Annotated in this window: 25 protein-coding genes and 1 tRNA gene; 5 read left to right on the plus strand and 21 right to left on the minus strand. The window is 65.3% G+C overall.

Going from position 1 to position 21,714, the window contains the following annotated elements; genetic code table 11:
- Positions 1-2: 2 nt before the first annotated feature.
- The 8 genes from LO787_RS01965 to pyrH form a co-directional block, all read right to left on the minus strand.
- Positions 3-719 (minus strand): OmpH family outer membrane protein, encoded by a 717-nt coding sequence (locus LO787_RS01965; protein WP_232494213.1) that lies wholly within the window; start codon positions 717-719, stop codon positions 3-5.
- Complete coding sequence (gene bamA, locus LO787_RS01970; RefSeq protein ID WP_232494214.1) at positions 719-3,388, minus strand: outer membrane protein assembly factor BamA; 2,670 nt, start codon at positions 3,386-3,388, stop codon at positions 719-721. The genes LO787_RS01965 and bamA overlap by 1 nt, the downstream gene beginning before the upstream one ends.
- A gap of 175 nt (positions 3,389-3,563) precedes the next feature.
- A complete protein-coding gene (gene rseP / locus LO787_RS01975; protein ID WP_232494215.1) occupies positions 3,564-4,943 on the minus strand; it encodes an RIP metalloprotease RseP in 1,380 nt (459 codons plus the stop codon).
- Positions 4,944-4,956: 13 nt separating this feature from the next.
- Entirely contained in the window at positions 4,957-6,108 is a 1,152-nt protein-coding gene (locus LO787_RS01980) for a 1-deoxy-D-xylulose-5-phosphate reductoisomerase (RefSeq protein ID WP_232496224.1), read from the minus strand.
- A gap of 17 nt (positions 6,109-6,125) precedes the next feature.
- A complete protein-coding gene (locus LO787_RS01985) occupies positions 6,126-6,899 on the minus strand; it encodes a phosphatidate cytidylyltransferase (RefSeq protein ID WP_232494216.1) in 774 nt (257 codons plus the stop codon).
- A complete protein-coding gene (gene uppS, locus LO787_RS01990; RefSeq protein ID WP_232494217.1) occupies positions 6,886-7,575 on the minus strand; it encodes a polyprenyl diphosphate synthase in 690 nt (229 codons plus the stop codon). The genes LO787_RS01985 and uppS overlap by 14 nt, the downstream gene beginning before the upstream one ends.
- A gap of 31 nt (positions 7,576-7,606) precedes the next feature.
- Entirely contained in the window at positions 7,607-8,164 is a 558-nt protein-coding gene (gene frr / locus LO787_RS01995) for a ribosome recycling factor (RefSeq protein ID WP_232494218.1), read from the minus strand.
- 4 nt (positions 8,165-8,168) lie between these two features.
- The gene (gene pyrH / locus LO787_RS02000; protein WP_232494219.1) at positions 8,169-8,891 is read right to left on the minus strand and encodes a UMP kinase; all 723 of its coding nucleotides are present in this window, start codon (positions 8,889-8,891) and stop codon (positions 8,169-8,171) included.
- Here pyrH and LO787_RS02005 point away from each other — a divergent pair.
- Positions 8,890-9,744, plus strand: coding sequence for a hypothetical protein (locus tag LO787_RS02005; RefSeq protein ID WP_232494220.1), 855 nt, complete (start codon positions 8,890-8,892; stop codon positions 9,742-9,744). The genes pyrH and LO787_RS02005 overlap by 2 nt on opposite strands.
- Here the strand turns inward: LO787_RS02005 and LO787_RS02010 are convergent, their stop codons facing one another.
- Positions 9,745-10,182 carry a winged helix-turn-helix transcriptional regulator gene (locus tag LO787_RS02010; RefSeq protein ID WP_232494221.1) on the minus strand — a complete coding sequence of 146 codons (438 nt, stop codon included), beginning with the start codon at positions 10,180-10,182 and terminating at the stop codon, positions 9,745-9,747.
- 54 nt (positions 10,183-10,236) lie between these two features.
- On the opposite strand from LO787_RS02010, the gene LO787_RS02015 reads away from it, so the two are divergent.
- On the plus strand, positions 10,237-10,845 hold the full coding sequence (locus LO787_RS02015; RefSeq protein WP_232494222.1) for an NAD(P)-dependent oxidoreductase: 609 nt from the start codon (positions 10,237-10,239) through the stop codon (positions 10,843-10,845).
- A 303-nt stretch (positions 10,846-11,148) separates the two neighbouring features.
- Here LO787_RS02015 and LO787_RS02020 read toward each other — a convergent pair whose 3' ends face one another.
- The 3 genes from LO787_RS02020 to rpsB all read right to left on the minus strand — a co-directional run bounded on the left by LO787_RS02020 (position 11,149) and on the right by rpsB (position 13,688).
- Positions 11,149-11,688, minus strand: coding sequence for a carboxymuconolactone decarboxylase family protein (locus tag LO787_RS02020; protein WP_232494223.1), 540 nt, complete (start codon positions 11,686-11,688; stop codon positions 11,149-11,151).
- Positions 11,689-11,888: 200 nt separating this feature from the next.
- A complete protein-coding gene (tsf, locus tag LO787_RS02025; protein ID WP_232494224.1) occupies positions 11,889-12,812 on the minus strand; it encodes a translation elongation factor Ts in 924 nt (307 codons plus the stop codon).
- Positions 12,813-12,932: 120 nt separating this feature from the next.
- The gene (rpsB, locus tag LO787_RS02030; protein ID WP_232494225.1) at positions 12,933-13,688 is read right to left on the minus strand and encodes a 30S ribosomal protein S2; all 756 of its coding nucleotides are present in this window, start codon (positions 13,686-13,688) and stop codon (positions 12,933-12,935) included.
- A gap of 853 nt (positions 13,689-14,541) precedes the next feature.
- Between rpsB and LO787_RS02035 the strand changes: the two genes are divergently transcribed.
- Positions 14,542-14,802, plus strand: a complete 261-nt coding sequence (locus LO787_RS02035) for a hypothetical protein (protein ID WP_232494226.1) — start codon at positions 14,542-14,544, stop codon at positions 14,800-14,802.
- Here LO787_RS02035 and LO787_RS02040 read toward each other — a convergent pair.
- The 3 genes from LO787_RS02040 to LO787_RS02050 all read right to left on the minus strand — a co-directional run bounded on the left by LO787_RS02040 (position 14,729) and on the right by LO787_RS02050 (position 16,578).
- Positions 14,729-15,619 (minus strand): CDP-alcohol phosphatidyltransferase family protein, encoded by an 891-nt coding sequence (locus LO787_RS02040; RefSeq protein ID WP_420847784.1) that lies wholly within the window; start codon positions 15,617-15,619, stop codon positions 14,729-14,731. The two genes, LO787_RS02035 and LO787_RS02040, sit on opposite strands and share 74 nt — an antisense overlap.
- Positions 15,616-16,365: a phosphatidylserine decarboxylase gene (locus LO787_RS02045; RefSeq protein ID WP_232494227.1), complete on the minus strand. Its 750-nt coding sequence runs from the start codon at positions 16,363-16,365 to the stop codon at positions 15,616-15,618. The genes LO787_RS02040 and LO787_RS02045 overlap by 4 nt, the downstream gene beginning before the upstream one ends.
- Before the next feature lie 127 nt (positions 16,366-16,492).
- Positions 16,493-16,578, minus strand: a tRNA-Tyr gene (locus LO787_RS02050).
- A gap of 183 nt (positions 16,579-16,761) precedes the next feature.
- Between LO787_RS02050 and LO787_RS02055 the strand changes: the two genes are divergently transcribed.
- Positions 16,762-17,589, plus strand: a complete 828-nt coding sequence (locus tag LO787_RS02055; RefSeq protein ID WP_232494228.1) for a TrmH family RNA methyltransferase — start codon at positions 16,762-16,764, stop codon at positions 17,587-17,589.
- 33 nt (positions 17,590-17,622) lie between these two features.
- The gene (locus LO787_RS02060; protein ID WP_232494229.1) at positions 17,623-18,441 is read left to right on the plus strand and encodes a hypothetical protein; all 819 of its coding nucleotides are present in this window, start codon (positions 17,623-17,625) and stop codon (positions 18,439-18,441) included.
- Between the two features lie 7 nt (positions 18,442-18,448).
- On the opposite strand, the gene LO787_RS02065 is transcribed toward LO787_RS02060, so the two are convergent.
- The 6 genes from LO787_RS02065 to rpsP all read right to left on the minus strand — a co-directional run bounded on the left by LO787_RS02065 (position 18,449) and on the right by rpsP (position 21,686).
- On the minus strand, positions 18,449-18,862 hold the full coding sequence (locus LO787_RS02065) for a GFA family protein (RefSeq protein WP_232494230.1): 414 nt from the start codon (positions 18,860-18,862) through the stop codon (positions 18,449-18,451).
- A gap of 92 nt (positions 18,863-18,954) precedes the next feature.
- Positions 18,955-19,227, minus strand: coding sequence for an HU family DNA-binding protein (locus tag LO787_RS02070; RefSeq protein ID WP_091148293.1), 273 nt, complete (start codon positions 19,225-19,227; stop codon positions 18,955-18,957).
- Positions 19,228-19,600: 373 nt separating this feature from the next.
- A complete protein-coding gene (gene rplS, locus LO787_RS02075; RefSeq protein WP_232494231.1) occupies positions 19,601-19,969 on the minus strand; it encodes a 50S ribosomal protein L19 in 369 nt (122 codons plus the stop codon).
- Positions 19,966-20,712, minus strand: a complete 747-nt coding sequence (gene trmD, locus LO787_RS02080; protein WP_232494232.1) for a tRNA (guanosine(37)-N1)-methyltransferase TrmD — start codon at positions 20,710-20,712, stop codon at positions 19,966-19,968. The genes rplS and trmD overlap by 4 nt, the downstream gene beginning before the upstream one ends.
- A complete protein-coding gene (rimM, locus tag LO787_RS02085; RefSeq protein WP_232494233.1) occupies positions 20,709-21,224 on the minus strand; it encodes a ribosome maturation factor RimM in 516 nt (171 codons plus the stop codon). Before rimM ends, trmD begins: the two co-directional genes overlap by 4 nt.
- Before the next feature lie 3 nt (positions 21,225-21,227).
- Positions 21,228-21,686, minus strand: a complete 459-nt coding sequence (gene rpsP, locus LO787_RS02090) for a 30S ribosomal protein S16 (protein ID WP_232494234.1) — start codon at positions 21,684-21,686, stop codon at positions 21,228-21,230.
- Positions 21,687-21,714 lie beyond the last annotated feature (28 nt).

The raw sequence follows: 21,714 nt of genomic DNA on the forward strand, positions 1-21,714 counted from the left end.
GATCAGCGGCCCGAGGGCTGCGTCGCGGGGGCGCCGGCAGCCGGAGCAGCCTGGCCCTGAGCAGCGGCGGCCTGCGCGCGCTGTTCGCGAACCTGGCGCGGTTCCCAGCCGGCGGGCGGCACGAGCTGCGCCGAGGGGATCGCCGTGTTCAGCTCGTTCAGGATGTCCTGGTTGAGATTGTAGGCGCCGCCGTTGACCGCGAGGATCGCGTCGGGCGAGATCAGGATCGAGACGCCCTTCTTGGTCATCGCCGCCTTGACGGCGTCGTTCAGCTTGTCCTCGATCTGCTCGTTCACGTAGGCCTGCGAGAGGCCGACGGGCTGCAGGATGCGCTGGAGTTCGGCCTTGCCGTTCTCCTGGATCTGCTGGATCGAACCGGCCTGCTGCTCGAGAGCGGCCTGAGCGACCTTGCCGCCCTGACGGTCGGCGTTGAACTTGTCGATCAGCGGCTTGATCTGGGCGTTGAGCGCGGTCTGGCGGGTCTGCGCCTGGTCGAACTGCGCCTTGAAGGTGGTCTGGCGCTGCGTCTCGGCGGTCTTGAACGCGTTCGAGTTGGCGATCACGGCGTCGAAGCTGGCAACGCCGAGGCCCTGCACGATGTTGCCACCGGCGGCGGGAGCGGCAGCAGCGGCACCCTTCTTCTGCGCAAGCGCGGGCTGCGATGCGACGGCGGTAAGCGCGAGGCCAGCGGCCAGCGCGAGGATGTTCTTGGTAGTCATCAGAACTGGGTTCCCACGTTGAAAGTGAAGGCCTTGGGATCGTCGCCGTCCTGCTTGAGCAGGACGCGCGAGAAGTCGATGCGGAACGGGCCGAAAGGCGAGTTCCAGTTCACGCCGATGCCGACGGCGACGCGCGGCTTCCAGGTATCGCCGACGAATTCCTCGACGAAGTAGTACTGGTAGTTGCCCGTCGGGGTGTTGCCGATGCCGGTGGTTGCGTCGGTCGCGACGGTGGTCGTCGCGGTCGAGTTGGTGCCGTCCGTGTTGCGGACGTAGTAAGTCGGGATACAGCCCGTGTCGCACTGCGTAAGCGCGGGACGCTTGACGCTCCAGACCGCGCCGACGTCGGCGAAGATCGAGGGGCGCAGGCCCATCTCGCGCGCGCCCGAGCCCAGCGGGATCTCGAGTTCGGCGCGGGCCTTGTAGTAGTAGTTGCCGCCCAGCGCGTCATCCGACCATTCGCTGCGCTTGGTCGAGACGGTGTCGGGGATGGTATCCGCATCGTCGCTGTCGCTCAGGAACTTGCGCAGCACGCGCGGACCGACGCCGCGGATCGCGAAGCCACGGATCTGCGGTTCGCCCAGGTAGAAGCGGTCGGTCAGGCGGATGTCCTGCCCGGCGAGGCCCTTGATGATGCCGCCTTCGCCAGAGAGCGAGAAGATGAAGCCCTTGCCCAGATTGTAGAACTGCGAGGCGTTTCCGCGCAGGCGGGCATACTTCACGTCGCCGCCGAGGCCCGAGAAGTCCGCGTTGATCGACGCGGTGAGGCCGCGGGTCGGGCGGATGCGGTTGTCGAGCGTGTCGTAGATCAGCGAGAAGCCGAGGATCGAGCTCAGGCGCTTGCCGATCGCGTCGCACAGGTAGCGGCCTGCGAAGAGCGGGTCGCACTCGAACGTGCCGGGGTTCTGGCGGTCCGAGTAGTAGGTGCCGCGATCGAGGCTGACGTCGTCGTAGTTCAGCGTGTAGCTGCCGACGGCGGTCAGGTACTCGGTCAGCGGCACGCCCGCGCGCAGCTGAAAGCCGGTGGTCGACTGATCGTAGGTCGAGTTGCGGTTCGAGTTCAGGTAGCCGAAGTTGCTGTAGTCGCGGCGGTAGACGTTGACGCCCAGCGAGATGTTCTTGTCGAACAGGTACGGCTCGACGAAGCTCGCCTCGACGCTCTTCGAATAGCGCGAGATGCTGCCCGACAGGCCGACCGTCTGGCCACGCCCGCGGAAGTTGCGCTGGCGGATCGAGGCCTGGAAGATGAAGCTTTCAAGGCTCGAGAAACCGGCCGAGAGCTGGAGTTCGCCGGTCGGCTTCTCCTCGACGTTGGCTTCGAGGATGATGCGGTCGTCCGCCGAACCGGGCTTCTGCTCGACCTCGAACTTCTCCTGGAAGTAGCCGAGCGACTTGATGCGGTTGGTCGAACGCTTGACCTGCAGCGAGTTGAACGCGTCGCCCTCGGCGATACGGAACTCGCGGCGGATGACCTTGTCCTGGGTCAGCGTGTTGCCGTTGATGTCGATCTTCTCGACATAGACGCGCGGCGCTTCCTGGATCACGAAGGTCAACCCCATGGTGAGGTTTTCCTTGTCGCGATCGTACTGCGGGCGAACGTCGGCGAAGGCGTAACCGAAGGCGCCCGCCGTCTCGTTCAGGCTCTCGATCGTGTCTTCGACCTGCTTGGCGTTGTACCAGTCGCCCTTGTGCATGGGCAGGTTGCCGGCCATCTTCTCGCCGTCGAAGTCGCGCAGCTGGCTCTCGACCTTGACGTCGCCGAACTTGTAGCGCTGGCCTTCCTCCACCACGTAAGTGATGATGAAGTCCTTCTTGTCCGGCGTCAGTTCGGCGACCGCCGAAACCACGCGGAAGTCGGCATAGCCCTGCGTCAGGTAGAACTGGCGCAGCTTCTGCTGGTCGAACGCCATGCGGTCCGGGTCGTAGCTGGTGCCCGAGCTGAACAGGCGGGTGAAGCGCGCCTGCTTGGTCACCATCTGGCCGCGCAGCTCGCCGTCGGAGAACTTCTCGTTGCCGATGATGTTGATCTGGCGGACCTTCGACTTGTCGCCCTCGGTGATCTCGAAGACGATGTCGACGCGGTTCTGGTCGAGCGAGACCATCTTCGGCTCGACGGTCGCGGCGTAGCGGCCCTGGCGCTTGTAGAGCTCGATGATGCGGGCCACGTCGGCGCGGATCTTGGAGCGCGTGAATATCTGGCGCGGGGCGACCTTGATCTCCGGCAGGATCTTGTCGTCCTTGATGCGCTTGTTGCCTTCAAGGATGATGCGGTTGACGACCGGGTTCTCCTGAACCGTGATCGTCACCACGCCGCCGTCGAAGGCGACCTGCGCATCCTTGAACAGCTCGGTCCCGTAGAGATCCTTGAGCGCCTGGTCGGCGGCGGCCTTGGTGTAGTCCTGGCCGACGCGCAGCTTGATGTAGGAGAGCACCGTCTGCGCCTCGAGGCGCTCGGAGCCCTTCACCACGATCGTCTGGATCGGCTGCGCGACTTCTGCAGGCGCGACCGGCGCCGCCGGTGCGGCGGCGGGCGCAGGTGCCGGAGCCGGACGGCGTGCGGCAGGCGCCTGCTGGGCCAGTGCTTCCACGGGCACAGCCGCGAGGATCGTGGTTCCCAGAAGCACGGCCGCGATCTGAGGAGCGCGGTGCAGACCCGTGCTGCGAACCATTTCCCGTCCCATCATTCTACGCAAAATCCCGTATTCGCTTTCGCGATGAAAAACAGACCACCCAGCGGGAGCGCACCCAGACCCGCAGGCAATCGCAGCCATCTGCCCGATGGAACCGATCCAATCAAGCAGACAAAACCCGGCAACATTGTGATCGCTGGATGATTCCTCCAGGCTATCCCCCGAAAATCGGCAGAGAAGCCAGATCGTTGACCGTGACGAAGACCATCAGCGCCAGCACCAGCGCCACACCCGTCCGGATAGCCCATTCCTGACTGCGTACACCCAGGGGCCTGCGCCGGACCAGTTCAGCCGCGTAGAAAGCCAGATGTCCGCCGTCGAGGCCAGGAATTGGCAGGAGGTTGATGAATGCCAAGTTAATCGAAATGAGTGCGGCGAAGGACACGAAGGCCTCCCAGCCCAGCGTGAACTGCTGACCGGAATACTGCGCGATCTTGACCGGTCCGCCGAGTTCGCGAACCGAGCGGTCACCCGTGAAGATCTGCGCGATTCCGGTGACCATGTCGCCCATGACCTTGAAACTCTGGTTGAAACCGAGCGCGATGGCGCGCACCGGGCCGACCTGTTCCAGACGCCCGGCGCGAATGCCGATCTGGCCGACCTTCTGCGGCTTGCCCTGCGCGCCGGGCATGACCGCCTCGGTGATGCGCACGGGGACCGTCAGAACCTCGCTGCCGCGCTGCACGGCGATCGCGACGGACCGACCGGCATTGGGGCGGATCAGTTCGGGAATGTCGTCGAAACCGGAGACGGTCTTGCCGTTCACCGACAGGATGCGGTCGCCGACCTCGATCCCGGCCTTCTCGGCAGGCGAATCGCCGTAGAAGCCACCGACGACGGGGGGCACCATCTCGATGCCGAGATCGCCGATGCGCGCCTTGTTGCCGAACTGGTCGGTCAGTTCGCGGTTGGCCAGCGTGACCGGCAGGACGAGCGTGCGCCCTTCCCGCTCTACCGCGATCTGCAGCGTCTTGCCCGGGAAGTAGGCGGCGCGACCGGCCACGTCGATGGCCCCGTCCATCCTGTCGCCGTCGATGGCGACGATGCGGTCGCCCACGCGAAGGCCCGCGGCCTGAGCCGCCGACTTTTCGGTGAAGCCGCTGATCTCGGCATCATTCACGACGCGGCCATACGTACCGTAGAACGCCGCGAAGATCGCGACGCAGAGCAGCAGGTTGGTCATCGGCCCGGCGAGCACGATCAGCGCGCGCTGCCACAGCGGCTTGGCGTGGAAGGTCTGCGCGCGTTCGGCGGGGGTCAGGTGATCGTCGGCGGCGCTCGGCGCGCTCGTCGGGTTCATGTCGCCCGCGAACTGCACGTAGCCGCCGAGCGGCAGCGCCGAGAGCTTCCAGCGGGTGCCGCGCCTGTCGGTCCAGCCCGCCAGTTCCTTGCCGAAGCCGATCGAGAAGGCATCGGCCTTCACGCCGAACAGACGGCCGACGAGGTAGTGGCCCAGCTCGTGGATGAGGACCAGCGGCCCAAGCACCAGGAGGAAGGCGAAGATCGTCGTCAGAAGTCCTGGTGAACCGGTCAAGCTTGCTCTCTCTTCAGGTGCTGGTCACGAGAATACGCGCCCTCGCCCGCGCCTCGCCGTCCACTTCGAGGACGTCGGAGAGGCAGCCGGGCGGCGGCGGCGCATAGGAACCTAGCACGTCTTCCACTTGTGCAGCGATACGGGTGAACGAAATCTGACCGCCAAGGAACGCGGCAACCGCGATTTCGTTCGCGGCATTGAGCACGGCCGGGATCGCCCCGCCCGCCTGCGCCGCCTCGCGCGCGAGACGGGTGGCGGGAAAGCGCACTTCGTCGGGCTTGCGGAAGGTCAGTTCGCCGATCTCGGCAAGATCGAGCGGCGCGCAGGGCGTGTCCATCCGCGCGGGCCAGGCCAGCGCCGAGGCGATCGGCACGCGCATGTCCGAGGGGCCGAGCTGCGCCAGCGTCGAGCCGTCGCGGTACTCCACCATCGAATGCACCACCGACTGCGGGTGGACGATGATGCGGAGTTTATCGAGGCCGACGGGGAACAGGTGGTGCGCCTCGATCAGTTCGAGACCCTTGTTGAACATCGTCGCCGAATCGACGCTGATCTTCGCGCCCATGTCCCAGTTGGGATGGCGGACCGCTTCCGCAGGCGTGGCGACGCTCAGGCGCTCCCACGACCAGTCGCGGAACGGGCCGCCGCTGGCTGTCAGGGTTATCCAGCGGACGTGCGCGGCGTCGTTGCCGGTCAGGCACTGGAAGATCGCGTTGTGCTCGGAATCGATGGGCAGGAGCGTCGCGCCATGACGCTCGACGGCGGCCATCATGACCTCTCCGGCGGAGACCAGCGCTTCCTTGTTGGCGAGCGCGATCACGCCGCCCTGCTCGATCGCGGCCATCGTCGGGGCCAGCCCGGCGCAGCCGACGATCGCGGCAACGGTGACGTCCGCCCCGCGCGCAGCCGCCTCGACCAGCGCGGCGGGGCCGCCTGCGGCCTCGATGCCGGAACCGGACAGCGCCTCGCGCAGCGCGGGAAGCTGGGCCTCGTCGGCGACGACGGCGACTTCGGCAGCGAACTCACGCGCCAGCTTCGCAAGGTCTGCGGCGTTCGAATGCGCGGTCAGCGCGACGACGCGCCATTCCTCGCGGTTGCGGCGGATCAGGTCGAGCGTGGACGCGCCGATCGAGCCGGTAGCGCCCAAAACGGTCAGGGAGCGCACGGTGAGGGAACGAAGGGTCACGACAGCAACACGATAGCCACGGCGAGCAGGAACAGCACCGCCAGCAATCCGTCAACCCGGTCGAAGAACCCGCCGTGGCCCGGAATGAGATTGCCCGAGTCCTTCAGGCCCGCCCGGCGCTTCATCCAGCTCTCGAAGAAGTCCCCCGCCTGCGCGCAGACGGCGACGAGCGCACCGGCGGCAAGGCAGGTCAGGAACAGCGGCACCGCGCCCGCGCTCGCGTACCAGCAGGGCTGCGTGCCGAAGCAGGAGACGGCGTTCGCCGCCGACACGTCGGGCGTCAGCCGGATCGCGCCCTCCTGCCACAACCGCGCGGCGGTGAAGAGCGCCAGCGTCGCCCCCAGCACCGCGCCCATCAGGCCGGACCAGGTCTTCGACGGGCTGATCGACGGCGCGATCTTGGGGCCGCGCAGCGTGCGCCCGGTGAAATAGGCGCCGACGTCCACCGCGATCACGGTCGCCAGCAGGGTCAGGATCGGGGCGTTGGTGAAAGCCTCGTTATGCAGGAACAGCAGCATGGCCGCGCCGATGCCGACGTAGAGCATCCCTGCGAAGTTCCACGCCGCCCGCGCCCCGGGCCCCGGCGTCGCGCGGCGGGCAAGGCGAATCCACTCCCACAGCACGCCGACCGAAACGGCGCAGACGAAGGCGATCCACACCGGCCCGCCCAGCCACAGCGCGGTGCCCGCAACCGCGACCATGACGATCGCCGAGACGGTCCGCACGCCAAGGTCGGACACGCCCTTTTTCGGAGGCTCAGCGCCCGCCATAGCGACGGTCCCGAGTGGTGAAGGCGCTCAGTGCATCGCGCAGATGATCGGCAGTAAAGTCCGGCCAGAGCACGTCAGTGAACAGCATCTCGGCATAGGCTGCCTGCCACAGCAGGAAGTTCGACAGGCGCACTTCGCCCGAGGTGCGGATCAGCAGGTCGAGCGGCGGCATGTCCGCCGTGTCCAGCTCCGCCGCGATCGTCTCGGGGGTGATCGGACCTTTCGCTGCGGCCTTGGTGGCGGCGCGGGCGATCTCGTCCTGCGAGCCGTAGTTCAGCGCCACCGCCAGCGTCGTTTCAGTGTTGTGTGCGGTCTTCGCCATCGCGCCTTCGACCAGCTCGACCAGCTCGGGCTTGAACGCGGTGTAATCGCCGATGATCTTGAGCCGCACGCCCGCCGCCGCGAACTCGTCGAGGTCGGAGAGGATGAAGCGCTTCATCAGGCTCATCAGGTCGGAGATCTCGTCCTCCGGCCGCCGCCAGTTCTCGGTCGAGAAGGCGTAGAGCGTCAGCGCCTCCAGCCCCAGCTCGCGTGCGCCGTGCACGACGCGGCGCACCGCCTCCACGCCGCGCTGGTGCCCCACCGCGCGCGGAAGCAGGCGCTTCTTCGCCCAGCGCCCGTTGCCGTCCATGATGATGGCGACATGACGGGCGCGAACCTGTTCTTCCCTGGCCATCAGGCTCCCTTCTCGGCGAAGCGCGGAGGCCTCACTTGCCGAGGATTTCCTTTTCCTTGGCCGCGAAGACCTCGTCGAGACCCTTCACCATCTCGTCGGTCAGCTTCTGGACCTCGGTTTCGCCGCGCTTGCGGTCGTCTTCCGAGATTTCCTTCTTCTTCTCGTCGGCCTTCAGGTTCTCGATCCCGTCACGGCGCACGTTGCGCACGGCGACGCGCGCCTTCTCGGCATAGGAGCTGGCCAGCTTGGCGAGTTCCTTGCGGCGCTCCTCGGTGAGATCCGGGATCGGCAGGCGCAGGGTGTTGCCGTCGTTGATCGGGTTGAGGCCGAGGCCCGCCGAACGAATCGCCTTCTCGACCGGACCGATGTTCGACTTGTCCCACACCTGCACCGAGAGCATGCGCGGCTCGGGCGCAGAGATCGTGGCGACCGAGGTGAGCGGCATCGCGCTGCCGTAGACGGTCACGGTGATCGGCTCCAGCAGCGCGGTGTTCGCGCGGCCGGTGCGCAGGCCCGAAAGGTCGTGCCTGAGCGCGTCGATGGCGCCCTTCATGCGGCGCTCGAGGTCCGCCTTGTCGTACTTTGCCATGGAATCAGGCTCCCTTCTGGACGATCGTCTTGGTGCCGCCGCCCGCCAGCACAGTGGCAAGGTTGCCCTGTTCGCGGATGGAGAAGACGACGATCGGAATCGAATTGTCGCGGCACAGGGCCACGGCGGATGCGTCCATCACCTGCAGGTTGTCTGCAAGGACGGTGTCGTAGTCGACGGTTTCGTAGCGCTTGGCGTCCGGGTTGCGCTTGGGGTCGCTGTCGTAGACGCCATCGACGCTGGTGCCCTTGAGCAGGGCGTCGCACCGCATTTCGGCGGCGCGCAGGGCGGCACCGGAATCGGTGGTGAAATAAGGAGCGCCCACGCCCGCGGCGAAGATCACCACGCGGCCCTTCTCCAGATGGCGCTCGGCCCGGCGGCGGATCACCGGCTCGCAGACCTGGTCCATCTGCACGGCGGACTGCACGCGCGTTTCCACGCCCAGCTGCTCCAGCGCGTTCTGCATCGCCAGCGCATTCATCACCGTGGCGAGCATGCCCATGTAGTCGGCCTGCGCCCGATCCATGCCGCGCGCCGCGCCCGCCATGCCGCGGAAGATGTTGCCGCCGCCGATGACGAGGCAGATCTCCAGCCCGGTTTCCTTGGCCGCCTTCACTTCCTTCGCCAGCTCGGCCACGAAATCGGGATCGATTCCGAACTGCTGGCTCCCCATCAGCACCTCGCCCGAGAGTTTGAGCAGGACGCGTTTGTAGGGGGAGGATGACATGCCGCTGGGTCTCCTGATGGCGGGGGCGGGAATTACCGGGATCGCCCCGGCTTTAGGAGCGCAAGCGGCGGTTGCCAAGGGGCTTGGGCTGTGGAAGCATCGGCGACGATGGGCACTGCGCGATAACGGAGCAACTTGTCTGCATAAGCCACCCCGGCGGCGACGCCTTGCCCTGTCCGGCGCGGTCGCCTGCGCAGCGCTCTCTCTCATCGGCTGCGGCAAATCGTCCCAACCGCCTGCGCAGACCGGCCTGTGCTCCCCGAAACCTCACCCCGACGACGCAAAACTCCTGAGCGAACTGCCCAAACCGGAGTTCTTTCCCAAGGAATGGGCAAGGCAAGGGACATGGTGTTCTGGCAGGTGCGCTCCTCGGCTCTCCCCCTTCGTCATGGCATGGTACTCACAACACCTCGCTGCATCCGGCGAGCCGTCGCTTTATGCTGCATCACGGAGCGGCCAAGCTGGCGTAAGACAGATCCGCTTTACGTGGCTCCCCACCTTTCATCACCCCGCGACCGTCAGGGTCCTCATCACCGGCAACGAGTATCGCCTGATCGCTCGTGAACTTTCCGGCATGGGAGGCTATGAGCCAGGAACAACAGGTAAATCGTTGGACCGGCTGCTCGCACAACCGGAGAAAGAGCAAATCGACAACGCTCTCGCATCTGACCTTTTCAGCGCTGATCCGGAAGAGTGCATGGTTGGTATCGATGGCGCACGATGGATTTTCGAATCCGCCCAAAGCGGAAACTACAAATTTGGCGAACGGTTCAGCCCATCGAAAGGACCTATCCGGGATGCTGGCCTAACAATGCTGAAGCTGACCGGCTGGCAGTTCGCGGAAATTTATTGACTACACCGCCAACGCCAGTTCCCGCTCGCGGTCGTCATACGCCACTTGCGCCAGCGCCACGGCGCTCATCCGCCGTTCGGCCCAGTCGATCATCGCCTGCAGCGCGTCGAGCAGTTCGCGGCCCAGCGGCGTGATCGCGTAGCTGACCGAGACCGGCACCGTCGGCACCACCGCGCGCGCCACCAGCCCGTCGCGCTCCAGCGAGCGCAGCGTCTGGCTCAGCATCTTCTGCGAGATGCCGTCGATCCGCCGCTTGAGGCCGTTGAAGCGCATCTCGCCCGCCCCCAGCGTCGTCAGGATCAGTACGCTCCACTTGTCGGCTATACGGTCGAGCAATTGGCGGGTCGGGCAGTCGGCCGCATAGACGTCAGGGTCATGCCCCGGGACGGAGGCGGTTTCCCCGGCGTAACCGGGTGCGGTGAAAGTGCCTTCTTGCATGGGCGAGCTCCCTATCACACTTGGTCACTATTGGATACCTAGTGGAGAATCGATATGAAGATCGCAGTCCTCGGCGCCAGCGGTCGCGCCGGATCGGAAATCACCCGCGAAGCCGCCGCCCGCGGCCATAAGGTGCTCGCCATCGCCCGCAACCCGGTGAAAATCCCCGGCGGTGACGGCATCACCCCGGCCTCAGGCGACGCTTCCAACCCACACGCCCTCGCCGCGCTGCTCGCAGGCAGCGACGCGGTGGTGAGCGCCCTGCACTTCGACATCGCAGTCGAAACCCTGCTCGCCGCGATTCGCGAAGCGGGCGTGCCCCGCCTCCTCGTCACCGGCGGCGCGGCCAGCCTCGAAGTCGCCCCCGGCAAGCGGCTGATCGACACCCCCGACTTCCCCGAGGAATGGAAGGTCTTCGCCATGGGCGGCATCACCTTCCTCGACACGCTGCGGCAGGTGGACGACGTGGACTGGACGTTCTTCTCCCCCGCCGCGCTGATCTTCGAAGGCGAACGCACCGGAACCTACCGCACCGGCGGCGACCAGCTCGTCACCGATGAAGCGGGCGAAAGCCGGATCAGCTTCGCCGACTACGCGATCGCGATGGTCGATGAACTGGAAGCGCATCGGCATCCGAAGGCGCGGTTTACGGCGGGGTATTGAGGGAGAAGGTAAGGGGAAGTCCTGGGGCCATTGCCCCAGACCCCGTTACTGTCGGCGTGGTGCGTGCAGCGGCGTCGGGCATGGGCTGCGCCGCCCACCCCTTCGTCATTGCGAGCATAGCGAAGCAATCCAGCGCGGTGGATCGGCCCTGGATTGCTTCGCTACGCTCGCAATGACGAAAATTTTTAGCCGCCGGAGGCTATTAGTCTCCCGAAGCAGCCGCCACGCATGACATAGCTGCGCGCGCAATCTCGACGGAACACGGGGTGCAGGGGTGGTAAACCCCTGCCCTGCCCTTCCTCCTCAGGCCGCCTCGGCCAAAGGCCCACCGATAGAGCAGACCCCGTCCACCCCCAGCACATGCGCGACCCGCCCCATCGCCATCCACGCGGCAACGCAGTGAGTGAGGTCGACGATCTCGGCATCGGACATCACGCCCTTGAGCGCCCGCCAGAACGCTTCGTCCTCGGCCAGCCCGCGCGGGTCGGTGCCCATCTTCTGCGCGTACTGGACGGCGAGGCGTTCCTTCTCGGTGAGGCCGCCGAGATCCCCATTGAGGACTGCCTGATACATCGCCTCGTCGGGCGATTCGGCCTGGTCGATCACGCCGCCATCGTAGCCGAGGATGCGAAGGTCGCGTTGGGCGCGCCAGTTCATGCAGACGGTGCAGCCGTTGATGACGGCGGTGGCGATGCGGCACGCTTCGAACAGGCGGAGCGGCAGTTTGGAATACTGGTAGGGCGCCATGGCGAAGGCGCCGGAGGCCCGGACGATCTCGGGCGAGTACTGGACCGATAGGTCGGGTATCGGATTGTGCGGCTGTGGAGCGAGTTCGACGCGCATGAGTTCCTCTCCGGTTGCGCCCAGTGACGTGCAGGTGACGCCCGGGCCCTTCTAGGTGTCGTTCAGTGCACCATGGGGAAAAGCTACGCCGAAGCCTCGATCAGTCAATCATGAATGTTTTTTATCGCGCCGGAATCAAGACGGGCCGGGAAGCTTGCGCTCCCCGGCCCGCTCGAAATTTCAGCGAAAAGTGGCTGAAATCAGCCAGCCACAGCCGCCGCGACTTCCGCCGCGAAGTCGGTGACTTCCTTCTCGATGCCTTCGCCCAGCTGGAAGCGGACGTAGTCCTTGAGCACGATCTTCGCGCCGGCTTCCTTGCCAGCCTGGTCGACGACCTGCTGGATCGGGGTCTTGTTGTCCATCACGAAAACCTGCGAAAGCAGAGCGTTTTCCTTGGCATACTTGGCGATCGCGCCATCGACCATCTTGGCCTGAACCGCCTCGGGCTTGCCCGATTCGGCAGCCTTTTCCTCAGCGATCTTGCGCTCGCGAGCGATCAGCTCGGCGTCGAGATCGTCGGCATTCAGCGCCAGCGGGAAGGCAGCGGCGATGTGCATCGCGATCTGCTTGCCGAGGGCTTCGAGCGCGGCAGCAGGTGCTTCCGACTCGAGCGCGACGAGCACGCCGATCTTGCCGAGGTTCGGCGCAGCGGCGTTGTGCATGTAGGGAACGACGATGCCCTGCGCGACTTCGACGGTCTTGATGCGGCGAACCTGCTGGTTCTCGCCGATCGTCGCGACGTTGTTCGTCAGCGCATCGCCAACGGTGCCGCCGGTCGGGTAGGCAGCAGCCTTCAGCGCTTCGACGTCGTCACCGGCAACGCCGAGAGCGACTTCGGTGGTCTTGCGCACGAAGTCCTGGAACTGATCGTTCTTGGCGACGAAGTCCGTCTCCGAGTTGACTTCGACGGCAACGCCCTTGGTGCCGGTCACGGCAACGCCGACGAGGCCCTCGGCCGCGGTGCGGCTGGACTTCTTTGCGGCGGCGGCCAGACCCTTGGCGCGCAGCGCGTCGATCGCGGCTTCGATGTCGCCACCGGTCTCGTCGAGGGCCTTCTTGCAGTCCATCATGCCGGCGCCCGAGCGCTCGCGCAGGTTCTTCACGTCAGCGGCGGTGTAAGCCATCGCTCAAATCCTCTTGTTGAGTGGGGAGCCCGTCGAAGGCTCCTTAAAACAGATGCGCGCCGGGCCACATGGACCCGGCGCGCGACAATTCCGTGACGAAAGTGTCGTCGTGCCGGGCTATTACGCCTCGACAACTTCCTCGGCGACCGGCTCGTCGAACGAACCGATGTCCGCGCCGCTGTCGATCACCGCTTCACGACCGCCCTTGGTCGCAGCCTTGGCGATGGCGTCGCAGTAGAGGCGCACAGCGCGGCTGGCGTCGTCGTTGCCCGGGATCGGGAACGCGATGCCCTGCGGGTTCACGTTGGTGTCGAGCACGGCGACGACCGGGATGCCGAGGACGTTGGCTTCCTTGATCGCCAGCTCTTCCTTGTTGGCGTCGATCACGAACATCACGTCCGGGATGCCGCCCATGTCGCGGATGCCGCCCAGCGACAGCTCGAGCTTGTCACGCTCGCGGGTCAGCTGAAGGACTTCCTTCTTGGTCAGGCCCGCGGTGTCACCGGCGAGCTGCTCTTCGAGCGCCTTGAAGCGCTTGATCGAGCCCGAGATGGTCTTCCAGTTGGTGAGCATGCCGCCCAGCCAGCGGTGGTTGACGAAGTGCTGGCCGCAGGCGCGAGCGGCCTGAGCGATCGGCTCCTGCGCCTGGCGCTTGGTGCCGACGAACAGAACCTTGCCGCCGGCCTGAACGGTCGACTGCACAAACTCGAGAGCGCGCGCGAAGAGCGGCACGGTCTGCGACAGGTCGATGATGTGGATGCCGTTGCGCGCGCCGAAGATGTACGGCTTCATGCGCGGGTTCCAGCGGTGGGTCTGGTGACCGAAGTGAGCGCCGGCTTCGATGAGCTGCGACATGGTGACGACGGGAGCCGCCATAATTCAATTCCTTTCCGGTTGGACCTCTGGAAGGCAGGAACCGAACGGAGACCCCGTTTCGGCACCGGTATGTGCGCCTTCCATGTGGATTGTCTGCATCGAGTCGCACCGGACATTCCGGCCCGATCCCTCGCGGACCGGGCGCCCTTAGACGCGTTGAAGACGGAAATCCAGTCCCAATTCATCGCAAACGATTGTCAATTCACCGTCAAATCAGCCGATTCTTCCTTGAATCAAGGGCCTGAACAGGAACTCGTCCCGTCTGGGTGTTTTCTCAAGGCAAACCCGGTGATAAGTTGGCTAACGCAGCAAACATCGGAAATTACTCAGGTTTCGTGCCGGGGGAGGCGTCAGGACGACGGGGTGGCAGCGAAACCGCAGGAAGAAGGTCGCTCGCTCATGAGTATCGTTGCATCCATCCTGTTCGCAGTCGCCGCCGTCATTGCGGTGTCTATCATACGATCCAGTATCATCGCAGCCCTCCCCTCGATCCGTGCCCTGCGCATGGCGCTTGTCGAAGAGCAGACGATTGGTGCGATCCGGGTGTCCACTCTCGATCTCCGGAAGACTGCTCCGGAACCGACACATCAGCGGTCGCGCCGCAGATTGCAGCCCAAGCCCGCTACTCATCGGCTGCACAGATATCCTCACCGAATGCACGCGGCCTAAGAACCAGAGAGGCTGGTATTCGGCTTCAGCGCCGATCCGCAGCAGCGGCTCGAAAAATGCGCTTGACTCGGCTGGAACAAAAAGAGAACTACGTCCCTATCGGAACATTGTTAGAACAGATTCTCTTTTTCCACAAGATGTCCACAGCCAGCGAGCCGCGGGCGAAGCTTCGGAAGGAACGGTTATGACTGCATTTGCCGCCTGCCTCTTTGGCCTCGCCACTCTGGCCTCCGTACTGACGATCGTGGCGACCATGCGTCATCACGGCGCCGAAGCGATGGCACTGCGCTCGCAACTCGCCGCCTGCCCCGGTACGATGGTCCTGTCATGGAAAGTGATCGAACGCGTGCCGGTGCTCGCGCTCGCGACGCTCAGGAAGCGTCCGACCCGTCGCGTTCCGGCCCGCCTAGAATGGCCGGGTGCATCGCTGGATCTTGCCGCCTGACTTTCGCGTAGATGACGAGGCCGACCGGGATCAGCACCAGATAGACGATGGTGACGACGACCAGCGTGAACCAGGGCTCGGTCAGCAGTGCCGCCATCGTCAGCCCTACGAGCGCAATCACGCCGAGCCGCAAATGGCTGGGCGGTCGCAACCGCGACCAGCCGAGCGTCGGGATGCTGGAAATCATCAGGAAGGCGACCAGCACCATCCATATGCTCACCGCCACCGGATTGGCGAATTCGGACCACCCGGTCGCGATCCACAGGTAGAGCGGCAGGAACGCGAGCCCGGCGCCAAGCGGCGCAGGGACGCCGGTCAGGAAACCTGCCGCCTTGTGCGGCTGGTCGAGCATGTCGAGCCGGGCATTGAAACGCGCAAGGCGCAGGACGCAACAGATCGCGAATGCGAGCGCTGCGATCCAGCCGAAGCTCGGCACCTGATGCAGCGTCCACAGATAGACGATCAGTGCCGGTGCAACGCCGAAGGATATCGAATCGGCAAGACTATCGAGTTCGGCTCCAAAACGGGTCTGCGCCTTCAACAGCCGCGCAGCGCGACCGTCGATCCCATCGAGCAGGCCGGCGAGAATGATCGCCTGAACCGCCTTCTCGAGATGCTCGGCATTGCCCTCATAGGCTGATATCGCGAAGCGGATGCCGGTAAGGCCGGAGCACAGTGCCGCCGCGGTGATGGCGTTAGGCACAACCGCACGCATCGAAAGCCCCGGCGCCAGACGGCGACGCCGGACGGGTTCGGCTCCGGCATCGAAATCCGCGTGATCGAATTCCGGTTCGTCGCCGTCCCGCCTGTCGATCACTGCGCGATGCCCTCGATCAGCGGCGCGCTGCCGAGTTCGGCGAGCACGGTTTCGCCCGCGATGATCTTCTGACCCATCAGCACCTTGGGCTCGACGCCCGCAGGCAAGTAGACATCGACGCGGCTGCCGAAGCGGATGAGGCCGATGCGCTGACCGGCGGCGATGATGTCACCCGGCTTCACGAAGGGCACAATGCGGCGTGCGACGAGACCCGCGATCTGGGTAAAGCAGATGCGCAGACCGTCGCCCCGCTCTACGAGGATGTGCTGACGCTCGTTCTCCTCACTCGCCTTGTCGAGATCGGCGTTCACGAACTTGCCGGGGATGTAGATCACCCGCTTGATCGTGCCGCCGATCGGCGAGCGATTGATGTGAACGTCGAACACCGACATGAAGATCGAGATGCGCGTCACCGATTCGGCCGACAGCGGTGCCGAGCCGGTGCCATCGTCCATGGTCAGCTCGCGCGGCGGCGAAACCTTGCCGATCAGCGTGACGAGGCCGTCAGCGGGCGCGACGATGGCGCGTTCGTCCTGCGGGGTGACGCGGATCGGGTCGCGGAAAAAGGCGAGGACGCAGGCCGTCAGCACGACCAGCGGCCAGCCGAACCACGGACCCCACAAAATCCACACGATGGCAGCCGCGACGCCGGCGATAGCGCCGAACTTGCGGCCTTCCTTATGGATGGCGGGCCATTGCCACGACGCTTCGCCGCGACCTTGATTATCGAGAATGTTTCCGGGCATCGCTCTCGTCTAGCCAGTGTGTATCACTACCGCAATGCCGCCGGGCATGCCGCAGTTCCCTTGGGGCGCCATTTGGCGGGGATAGCTTTTGGAGAATTCCCTCCTGTCGCGGAGGGGAGAGCAATGGTGGTGGACAGGGCTGGATTCGAACCAGCGTACGCTTGCACGGGCAGATTTACAGTCTGCTGCCTTTAACCACTCGGCCACCTGTCCACACCAGTTGCTGGCGGCTGGAAATCCCCACAAAAGTGCGAAATTCCGGCGTTGGTCGAGGCCCCAAAAGGTGCCCCGTTGCCGAGGAGCCGCGCCTTTGCCGAAGCGAGCCTTGCCTGTCAATGCCCTCCCTGCCAGAGGGGGCAAGATTTTTGCATTTCTTGTATTTCGAAAGGACGACAGATGACCAAGCGTGGCGATGGACAGGGAGGCCCCCAGGGCGAGCGCCCTGCCAAGGCTCTGCGCGGCCGCGCCGGGCGCATGAAGAACGGCCGCGGCAGCGGGCGGGCTTCGACCGGAATGGTGCGCCTGTGGGGCCGTCACGCGGTTGAGGCCGCGCTGAAGAATCCCGACCGCAGCCATCGCAAGCTCTGGGCGACTCGCGAGGGCGTCGAATCGCTCGACGGCGAACTGCCGAGCGACTTCCCCGTCGAATGGGCCCAGCCCGTCGACCTTGCACGCCTCGTCGCCAAGGATGCACCGCATCAGGGCCTCGTCCTCGAATGCGCGCCGCTCGACGATATCTTCCTTGCCGATGTGCTCGATGGCGATCCGTCGCGCCCGGTCGTCGTGCTGGATCAGGTGACCGATCCGCACAACGTCGGCGCCATCATGCGCTCGGCCGCCGCGTTCGACGCCTGCTGCATCGTCACGCAGGACCGCCACGCGCCGCCCGAATCGGGCACGCTGGCGAAATCGGCGTCGGGCGCGCTCGAAGTGCTGCCGTGGGTCCGCGTGGTGAACCTTGCCCGCGCCCTGGAAGAGATCGCCGAAGCCGGGTACTGGCGCATCGGCCTGGACGGCGAAGCCGAATCCACGCTCGCAGAGGCCCTGCCCGCCGGTCCTGTCGCGCTGGTGCTCGGCGCCGAGGGAGATGGCATGCGCCACAACATCACGCAGCACTGCGACTCCATCGCCAAGCTGCCGATCAGCGCGGCCATGGAGAGCCTCAACGTCAGCAACGCCGCTGCCATCGCGCTGTATGCGGCAGCGACGCGCGAAACGGAGTAAGGCTGGTCACCTGATAACGCGAGGGGGAAGATCATGTTCTCGATGCCGCAACGCGCCTACCGGGTGCTCGCCGTTACGGTGCTGGCGCTCTTGGTTGCCGCGTGCATCCTCGCACCGGGCAAGTTCGATGCGCAACTCGATCTGAAGAAGGATCGCAGCTTCGCGTTCCGCTACACCGGCGAGATCCTGATGGTGCCGCTGATGAAGACGGACAAGGACGAGACGTTCATCCCCTCCGCCTGCCATGACGAAGAGACTTACGACGAGCGCGCCTGCACCGCAGACGAACTCGCGCAGCAGAAGACCGACTGGGAGCAGACGCGCGAGCAGAAGCGCAAGAACGACGCCGAAACGGCGCGCGCGTTCCTCGGCGGGATCGATCCGAGCAACCCTGAATCGGGCCGGGAACTTGCCGCGCGGCTGCGGCGGCAGGCGGGCTGGAAGAAGGTCGAGTATCTTGGCGACGGCAAGTTCGATGTCGACTTCGCCGTCTCCGGCAGGCTCGACCACGATTTCACGTTCCCGACGATCGAGGGCTTTCCGATGAGCAATGCCTTCGTGCAGGTCTTCGCGCGCGGGGACGGAACGGTGCGCATGGACGCGCCGGGCTTCGGTCCGCCCAGCGGCGGCGCGGCGGCGGGCATGATGTCCGGGCTCGCGCAGGGCAGCGATGAAGGCAAGGGACCGGCGGCCATGGCGGACGGCACGTTTGCGCTCGTTACCGATGGCGAGATACTCGCCAACAACACCGACGAGGGCCCGAAGGCCGCGCCGGGCGGCCGTGCGCTGTCGTGGAAGGTCAATCCGCGCACGGCGGCGGCGCCGACCGCGCTGGTGAAGTTGGGGCGCTGAACCCCGCTCAGAACCACATGTCGCGCACGGAGCGACCGTCCTGACCGACATCCTCGAAGGTATCACGACCGTCGAAGTGCTCGATCGGCAGGTGCGCGACTGCTTCCCCATCGGCCATGCGCAGGTTCACCGCCATGCGCCGACGTCCGTCCGGTTCGAGGCGCAGTCCGCGCCAGGCGATCACGCCTGCGCAAGTGGGGCAAAACAGGATTTCCAGCGAGGGATCGTCCTTGCCCGGTCGTCGATAGGCGCGCAATTCGCCGTCGACGGAGACACGCTCGTTCTCGAAATCGTAGGCCCAAAGCGTGCCGTAACGGCTGCACAGCGAGCAGTTGCAGGCCGTCACCGGGCCAGGATCGCCGTACAGCGTCCAACCACAGGCTCCGCAGTGGCAACGACCAGTCAGGGTCGAGACAATCATGCGTCCCTCCAACGAAAAACGCCGCGCCTGCCCGATGGGCTGGCACGGCGTGTTCGAGTCAACCTGCGAGGCGTTGCAGGTTGTCTGCCGTCTTAGTTGACGGCGTCCTTCAGGCCCTTGCCTGCCTTGAACTTCGGCTGAGCCGAAGCCTTGATTTCCATGGGCTCGCCGGTGCGGGGGTTGCGGCCGGTCGAAGCCTTGCGCTTGGCGACCGAGAAGGTGCCGAAGCCGACCAGGCGCACTTCGTCGCCCTTCTTCAGCGCGCCCGAGATGGCGTCGAACACGGACTCGACGGCCTTGGTGGCGTCGCTGCGGGTCAGCCCGCTCGAATCGGCGACTGCGCTGATGAGATCGTTCTTGTTCATTATGGGAACCCCCTTACCTTTCAGTGGAGCGGATGGTTGGAAAAACTGAATCGCCTCGGAAGGGACGGAATTGAGCGGGTTTTCCTGCGGGTGGCAAGGCCCAAATAGAGCCAAAAGTCGCAGCTAATCGCGTTTTTCCGCCGTTTTCACAGAGACAAAGCGTTGTGCGATGCAGCAATTGGCAGGCGCTGGCATGCCAACCTCTTGCCAACGTGATTCTGCCGCAGTGCAACAACGGGATGGATCGGAAATGGAGGGCTGCGGTCGGTTTCGGATGCGAAACACGCGGAGCCCGGAGTCGCAAAAAAAGGCGGCCCGAATCCGAACCGCCCCTTGATGCAACCCCGTCCAAGGACGGGGTCGGTGCCTTCGCTTACGCGTTGGCGTCGGTAATGCGACGCTCGGCGATGCGGGCGCGCTTGCCGGTACGACCACGCAGGTAGTACAGCTTGGCGCGACGCACGACGCCGCGACGGACGACCGTGATCGAATCGATGTTCGGCGAGTACAGCGGGAATACGCGCTCCACGCCTTCACCGAAGCTCATCTTGCGGACGGTGAAGTTCGAACCCATGCCACGGTTCGAACGCGCGATGCACACGCCCTCGTAAGCCTGGACGCGGGTGCGCGTGCCTTCGACGACCTTCACGCCGACGCGGACGGTGTCGCCCGGACGGAATTCAGGGATATCCTTGCCGGCCTTGGCGATTTCCTCGGCTTCGATCTGCTGAATCAGGTTCATGAACCCAAATCCTTCTTCATTCGCCGCGCGCCAGAGGCAGGCTGAACCCGAGCGTCCCTGTGACGCTCCCAGAGGTCCGGCCTGCGTGACCGTGTATCGTCCTCCGCCTGTTGTTTCCGCCAGGCGGCGATCTTCGCATGATCCCCCGATCGCAGCACTTCAGGGATCGTGCGCCCTTCCCACTCGGTGGGTCGGGTATAATGCGGGTACTCGAGAAGGCCGTCCTCGAACGATTCCTCGGTCCCGCTGGAAGGCGCGCCCATTACGCCGGGAAGCAGGCGAATGCAAGCATCGAGTACCATCAATGCGGCGCATTCTCCGCCGGATAGGACGATGTCGCCGACCGAGACTTCCTCGACGTCGCGACCTTCGAAGATGCGCTCGTCGAAGCCCTCGAACCGGCCGCACAGGAGGATAACGCCGGGGCCTTCCGCAAGCTGGCGCACGCGCTCCTGCGAGATCGGCTTGCCGCGCGGTGTCATCGCGATCACGGGCGCGTCCGGATTGCTCGCCCGCGCATGGTCGATGGCGGCCGCAAGGATATCGACCTTGAGCACCATCCCTGCCCCGCCACCCGCAGGCGTATCATCGACCGTGCGGTGGCGATCCATCGCGAAGTCGCGGATGTGGACCGGGTCGATCGACCACTTCCCCTCGGACAGCGCCCTGCCTGCAAGGCTGACGCCGAGTGGGCCGGGAAACATCTCAGGGTAGAGCGTCAGGACGGTGGCGTTGAAGGTCATTCTTCGGCGAACGCTGCGTTGAGGACGATCCTCTGCTCGTTCCACTCGGGCACGGCGGACGGAATCATCGGCACCATGAAGCGGCGGCGCTTGCCGTCCTCGCCCATGGGGCGCTCGATCTCCAGCACGTCGCCCGCGCCGAAGTTCTCGACCGCGATGCAGATGCCGAGCGCTTCGCCCTCTTCGGAAACCGCAGGCAGGCCCAGAAGGTCGGCGTGGTAGTACTCGCCCTCTTCCAGCGTGGGCATCGCCGAACGCGGGACGGTGAGCACGGTACCGCGCAGCTTCTCGGCCGCGTTACGGTCCTTCACCTCGTCGAAGCGGGCGATCGCGCCGCCCTTGCCGTCGTCCTTCAGCTTCACCAGCGTGAGCGAGGAATTGTTGAAGGCGCGGTAGCGCTTTAGCGCCACCACGCCTTCACCGAACAGCTTGAGGCGAACCTCGCCCGTCACGCCATGCGCACCGGAGACGGCGGCGAGCGTGACGGGGCGGTCGTTCTTGCCGTCAACCAAGGCTTAGGCCTCGGTCGATTCCGAGCCAGCTTCCTCGGTCGCTTCGGCAGCCGGAGCTTCCTCGGCCGGAGCAGCAGCGGCGGCAGCAGCGGCAGCAGCAGCCTCGGCAGCGGCTTCTTCGGCTTCGCGCAGCTTGGTGGCGCGGTCTTCAGCGCGCTCCTTGGCCTTCTTGCCGGGCTCAGCCTGCTTCGGGTTGTTGGTGGCGGCGCGCTCCTTGATGCCGGCCTTGTCGAGCAGGCGGGCAACGCGGTCGGTCGGCTGGCCACCGACGCTGAGCCAGTAGCGCACGCGGTCTTCGATCAGGCGCACGCGGTTCTCGTCGTCCTTGGCGAGGATCGGGTTGTAGGTGCCGACCTGCTCCAGGTACTTGCCGTCACGCGGCGCGGTCGAGTTGGCGACGACGATCTTGTAGTACGGGCGCTTCTTGGCACCACCACGCGAGAGACGGATCGAAACGGACATGAGACTTACCTTTCTATAATTCTGGAAA

This window comes from Novosphingobium kaempferiae (assembly GCF_021227995.1).
GTDB classification, from domain to species: domain Bacteria; phylum Pseudomonadota; class Alphaproteobacteria; order Sphingomonadales; family Sphingomonadaceae; genus Novosphingobium; species Novosphingobium kaempferiae.

Excerpts from the sequence above, each read along its gene's own strand:
- LO787_RS01965 (WP_232494213.1), bottom strand. The coding sequence starts at position 719 with ATGACTACCAAGAACATCCTCGCGCTGGCCGCTGGCCTCGCGCTTACC.
- bamA (WP_232494214.1), bottom strand. The coding sequence starts at position 3,388 with ATGGTTCGCAGCACGGGTCTGCACCGCGCTCCTCAGATCGCGGCCGTG.
- LO787_RS01985 (WP_232494216.1), bottom strand. The coding sequence starts at position 6,899 with ATGGCGGGCGCTGAGCCTCCGAAAAAGGGCGTGTCCGACCTTGGCGTG.
- uppS (WP_232494217.1), bottom strand. The coding sequence starts at position 7,575 with ATGGCCAGGGAAGAACAGGTTCGCGCCCGTCATGTCGCCATCATCATG.
- frr (WP_232494218.1), bottom strand. The coding sequence starts at position 8,164 with ATGGCAAAGTACGACAAGGCGGACCTCGAGCGCCGCATGAAGGGCGCC.
- LO787_RS02005 (WP_232494220.1), top strand. The coding sequence starts at position 8,890 with ATGCCGCTGGGTCTCCTGATGGCGGGGGCGGGAATTACCGGGATCGCC.
- pyrH (WP_232494219.1), bottom strand. The coding sequence starts at position 8,891 with ATGTCATCCTCCCCCTACAAACGCGTCCTGCTCAAACTCTCGGGCGAG.
- LO787_RS02010 (WP_232494221.1), bottom strand. The coding sequence starts at position 10,182 with ATGCAAGAAGGCACTTTCACCGCACCCGGTTACGCCGGGGAAACCGCC.
- LO787_RS02015 (WP_232494222.1), top strand. The coding sequence starts at position 10,237 with ATGAAGATCGCAGTCCTCGGCGCCAGCGGTCGCGCCGGATCGGAAATC.
- LO787_RS02020 (WP_232494223.1), bottom strand. The coding sequence starts at position 11,688 with ATGCGCGTCGAACTCGCTCCACAGCCGCACAATCCGATACCCGACCTA.
- tsf (WP_232494224.1), bottom strand. The coding sequence starts at position 12,812 with ATGGCTTACACCGCCGCTGACGTGAAGAACCTGCGCGAGCGCTCGGGC.
- rpsB (WP_232494225.1), bottom strand. The coding sequence starts at position 13,688 with ATGGCGGCTCCCGTCGTCACCATGTCGCAGCTCATCGAAGCCGGCGCT.
- LO787_RS02035 (WP_232494226.1), top strand. The coding sequence starts at position 14,542 with ATGACTGCATTTGCCGCCTGCCTCTTTGGCCTCGCCACTCTGGCCTCC.
- LO787_RS02045 (WP_232494227.1), bottom strand. The coding sequence starts at position 16,365 with ATGCCCGGAAACATTCTCGATAATCAAGGTCGCGGCGAAGCGTCGTGG.
- LO787_RS02055 (WP_232494228.1), top strand. The coding sequence starts at position 16,762 with ATGACCAAGCGTGGCGATGGACAGGGAGGCCCCCAGGGCGAGCGCCCT.
- LO787_RS02060 (WP_232494229.1), top strand. The coding sequence starts at position 17,623 with ATGTTCTCGATGCCGCAACGCGCCTACCGGGTGCTCGCCGTTACGGTG.
- LO787_RS02065 (WP_232494230.1), bottom strand. The coding sequence starts at position 18,862 with ATGATTGTCTCGACCCTGACTGGTCGTTGCCACTGCGGAGCCTGTGGT.
- LO787_RS02070 (WP_091148293.1), bottom strand. The coding sequence starts at position 19,227 with ATGAACAAGAACGATCTCATCAGCGCAGTCGCCGATTCGAGCGGGCTG.
- rplS (WP_232494231.1), bottom strand. The coding sequence starts at position 19,969 with ATGAACCTGATTCAGCAGATCGAAGCCGAGGAAATCGCCAAGGCCGGC.
- trmD (WP_232494232.1), bottom strand. The coding sequence starts at position 20,712 with ATGACCTTCAACGCCACCGTCCTGACGCTCTACCCTGAGATGTTTCCC.
- rpsP (WP_232494234.1), bottom strand. The coding sequence starts at position 21,686 with ATGTCCGTTTCGATCCGTCTCTCGCGTGGTGGTGCCAAGAAGCGCCCG.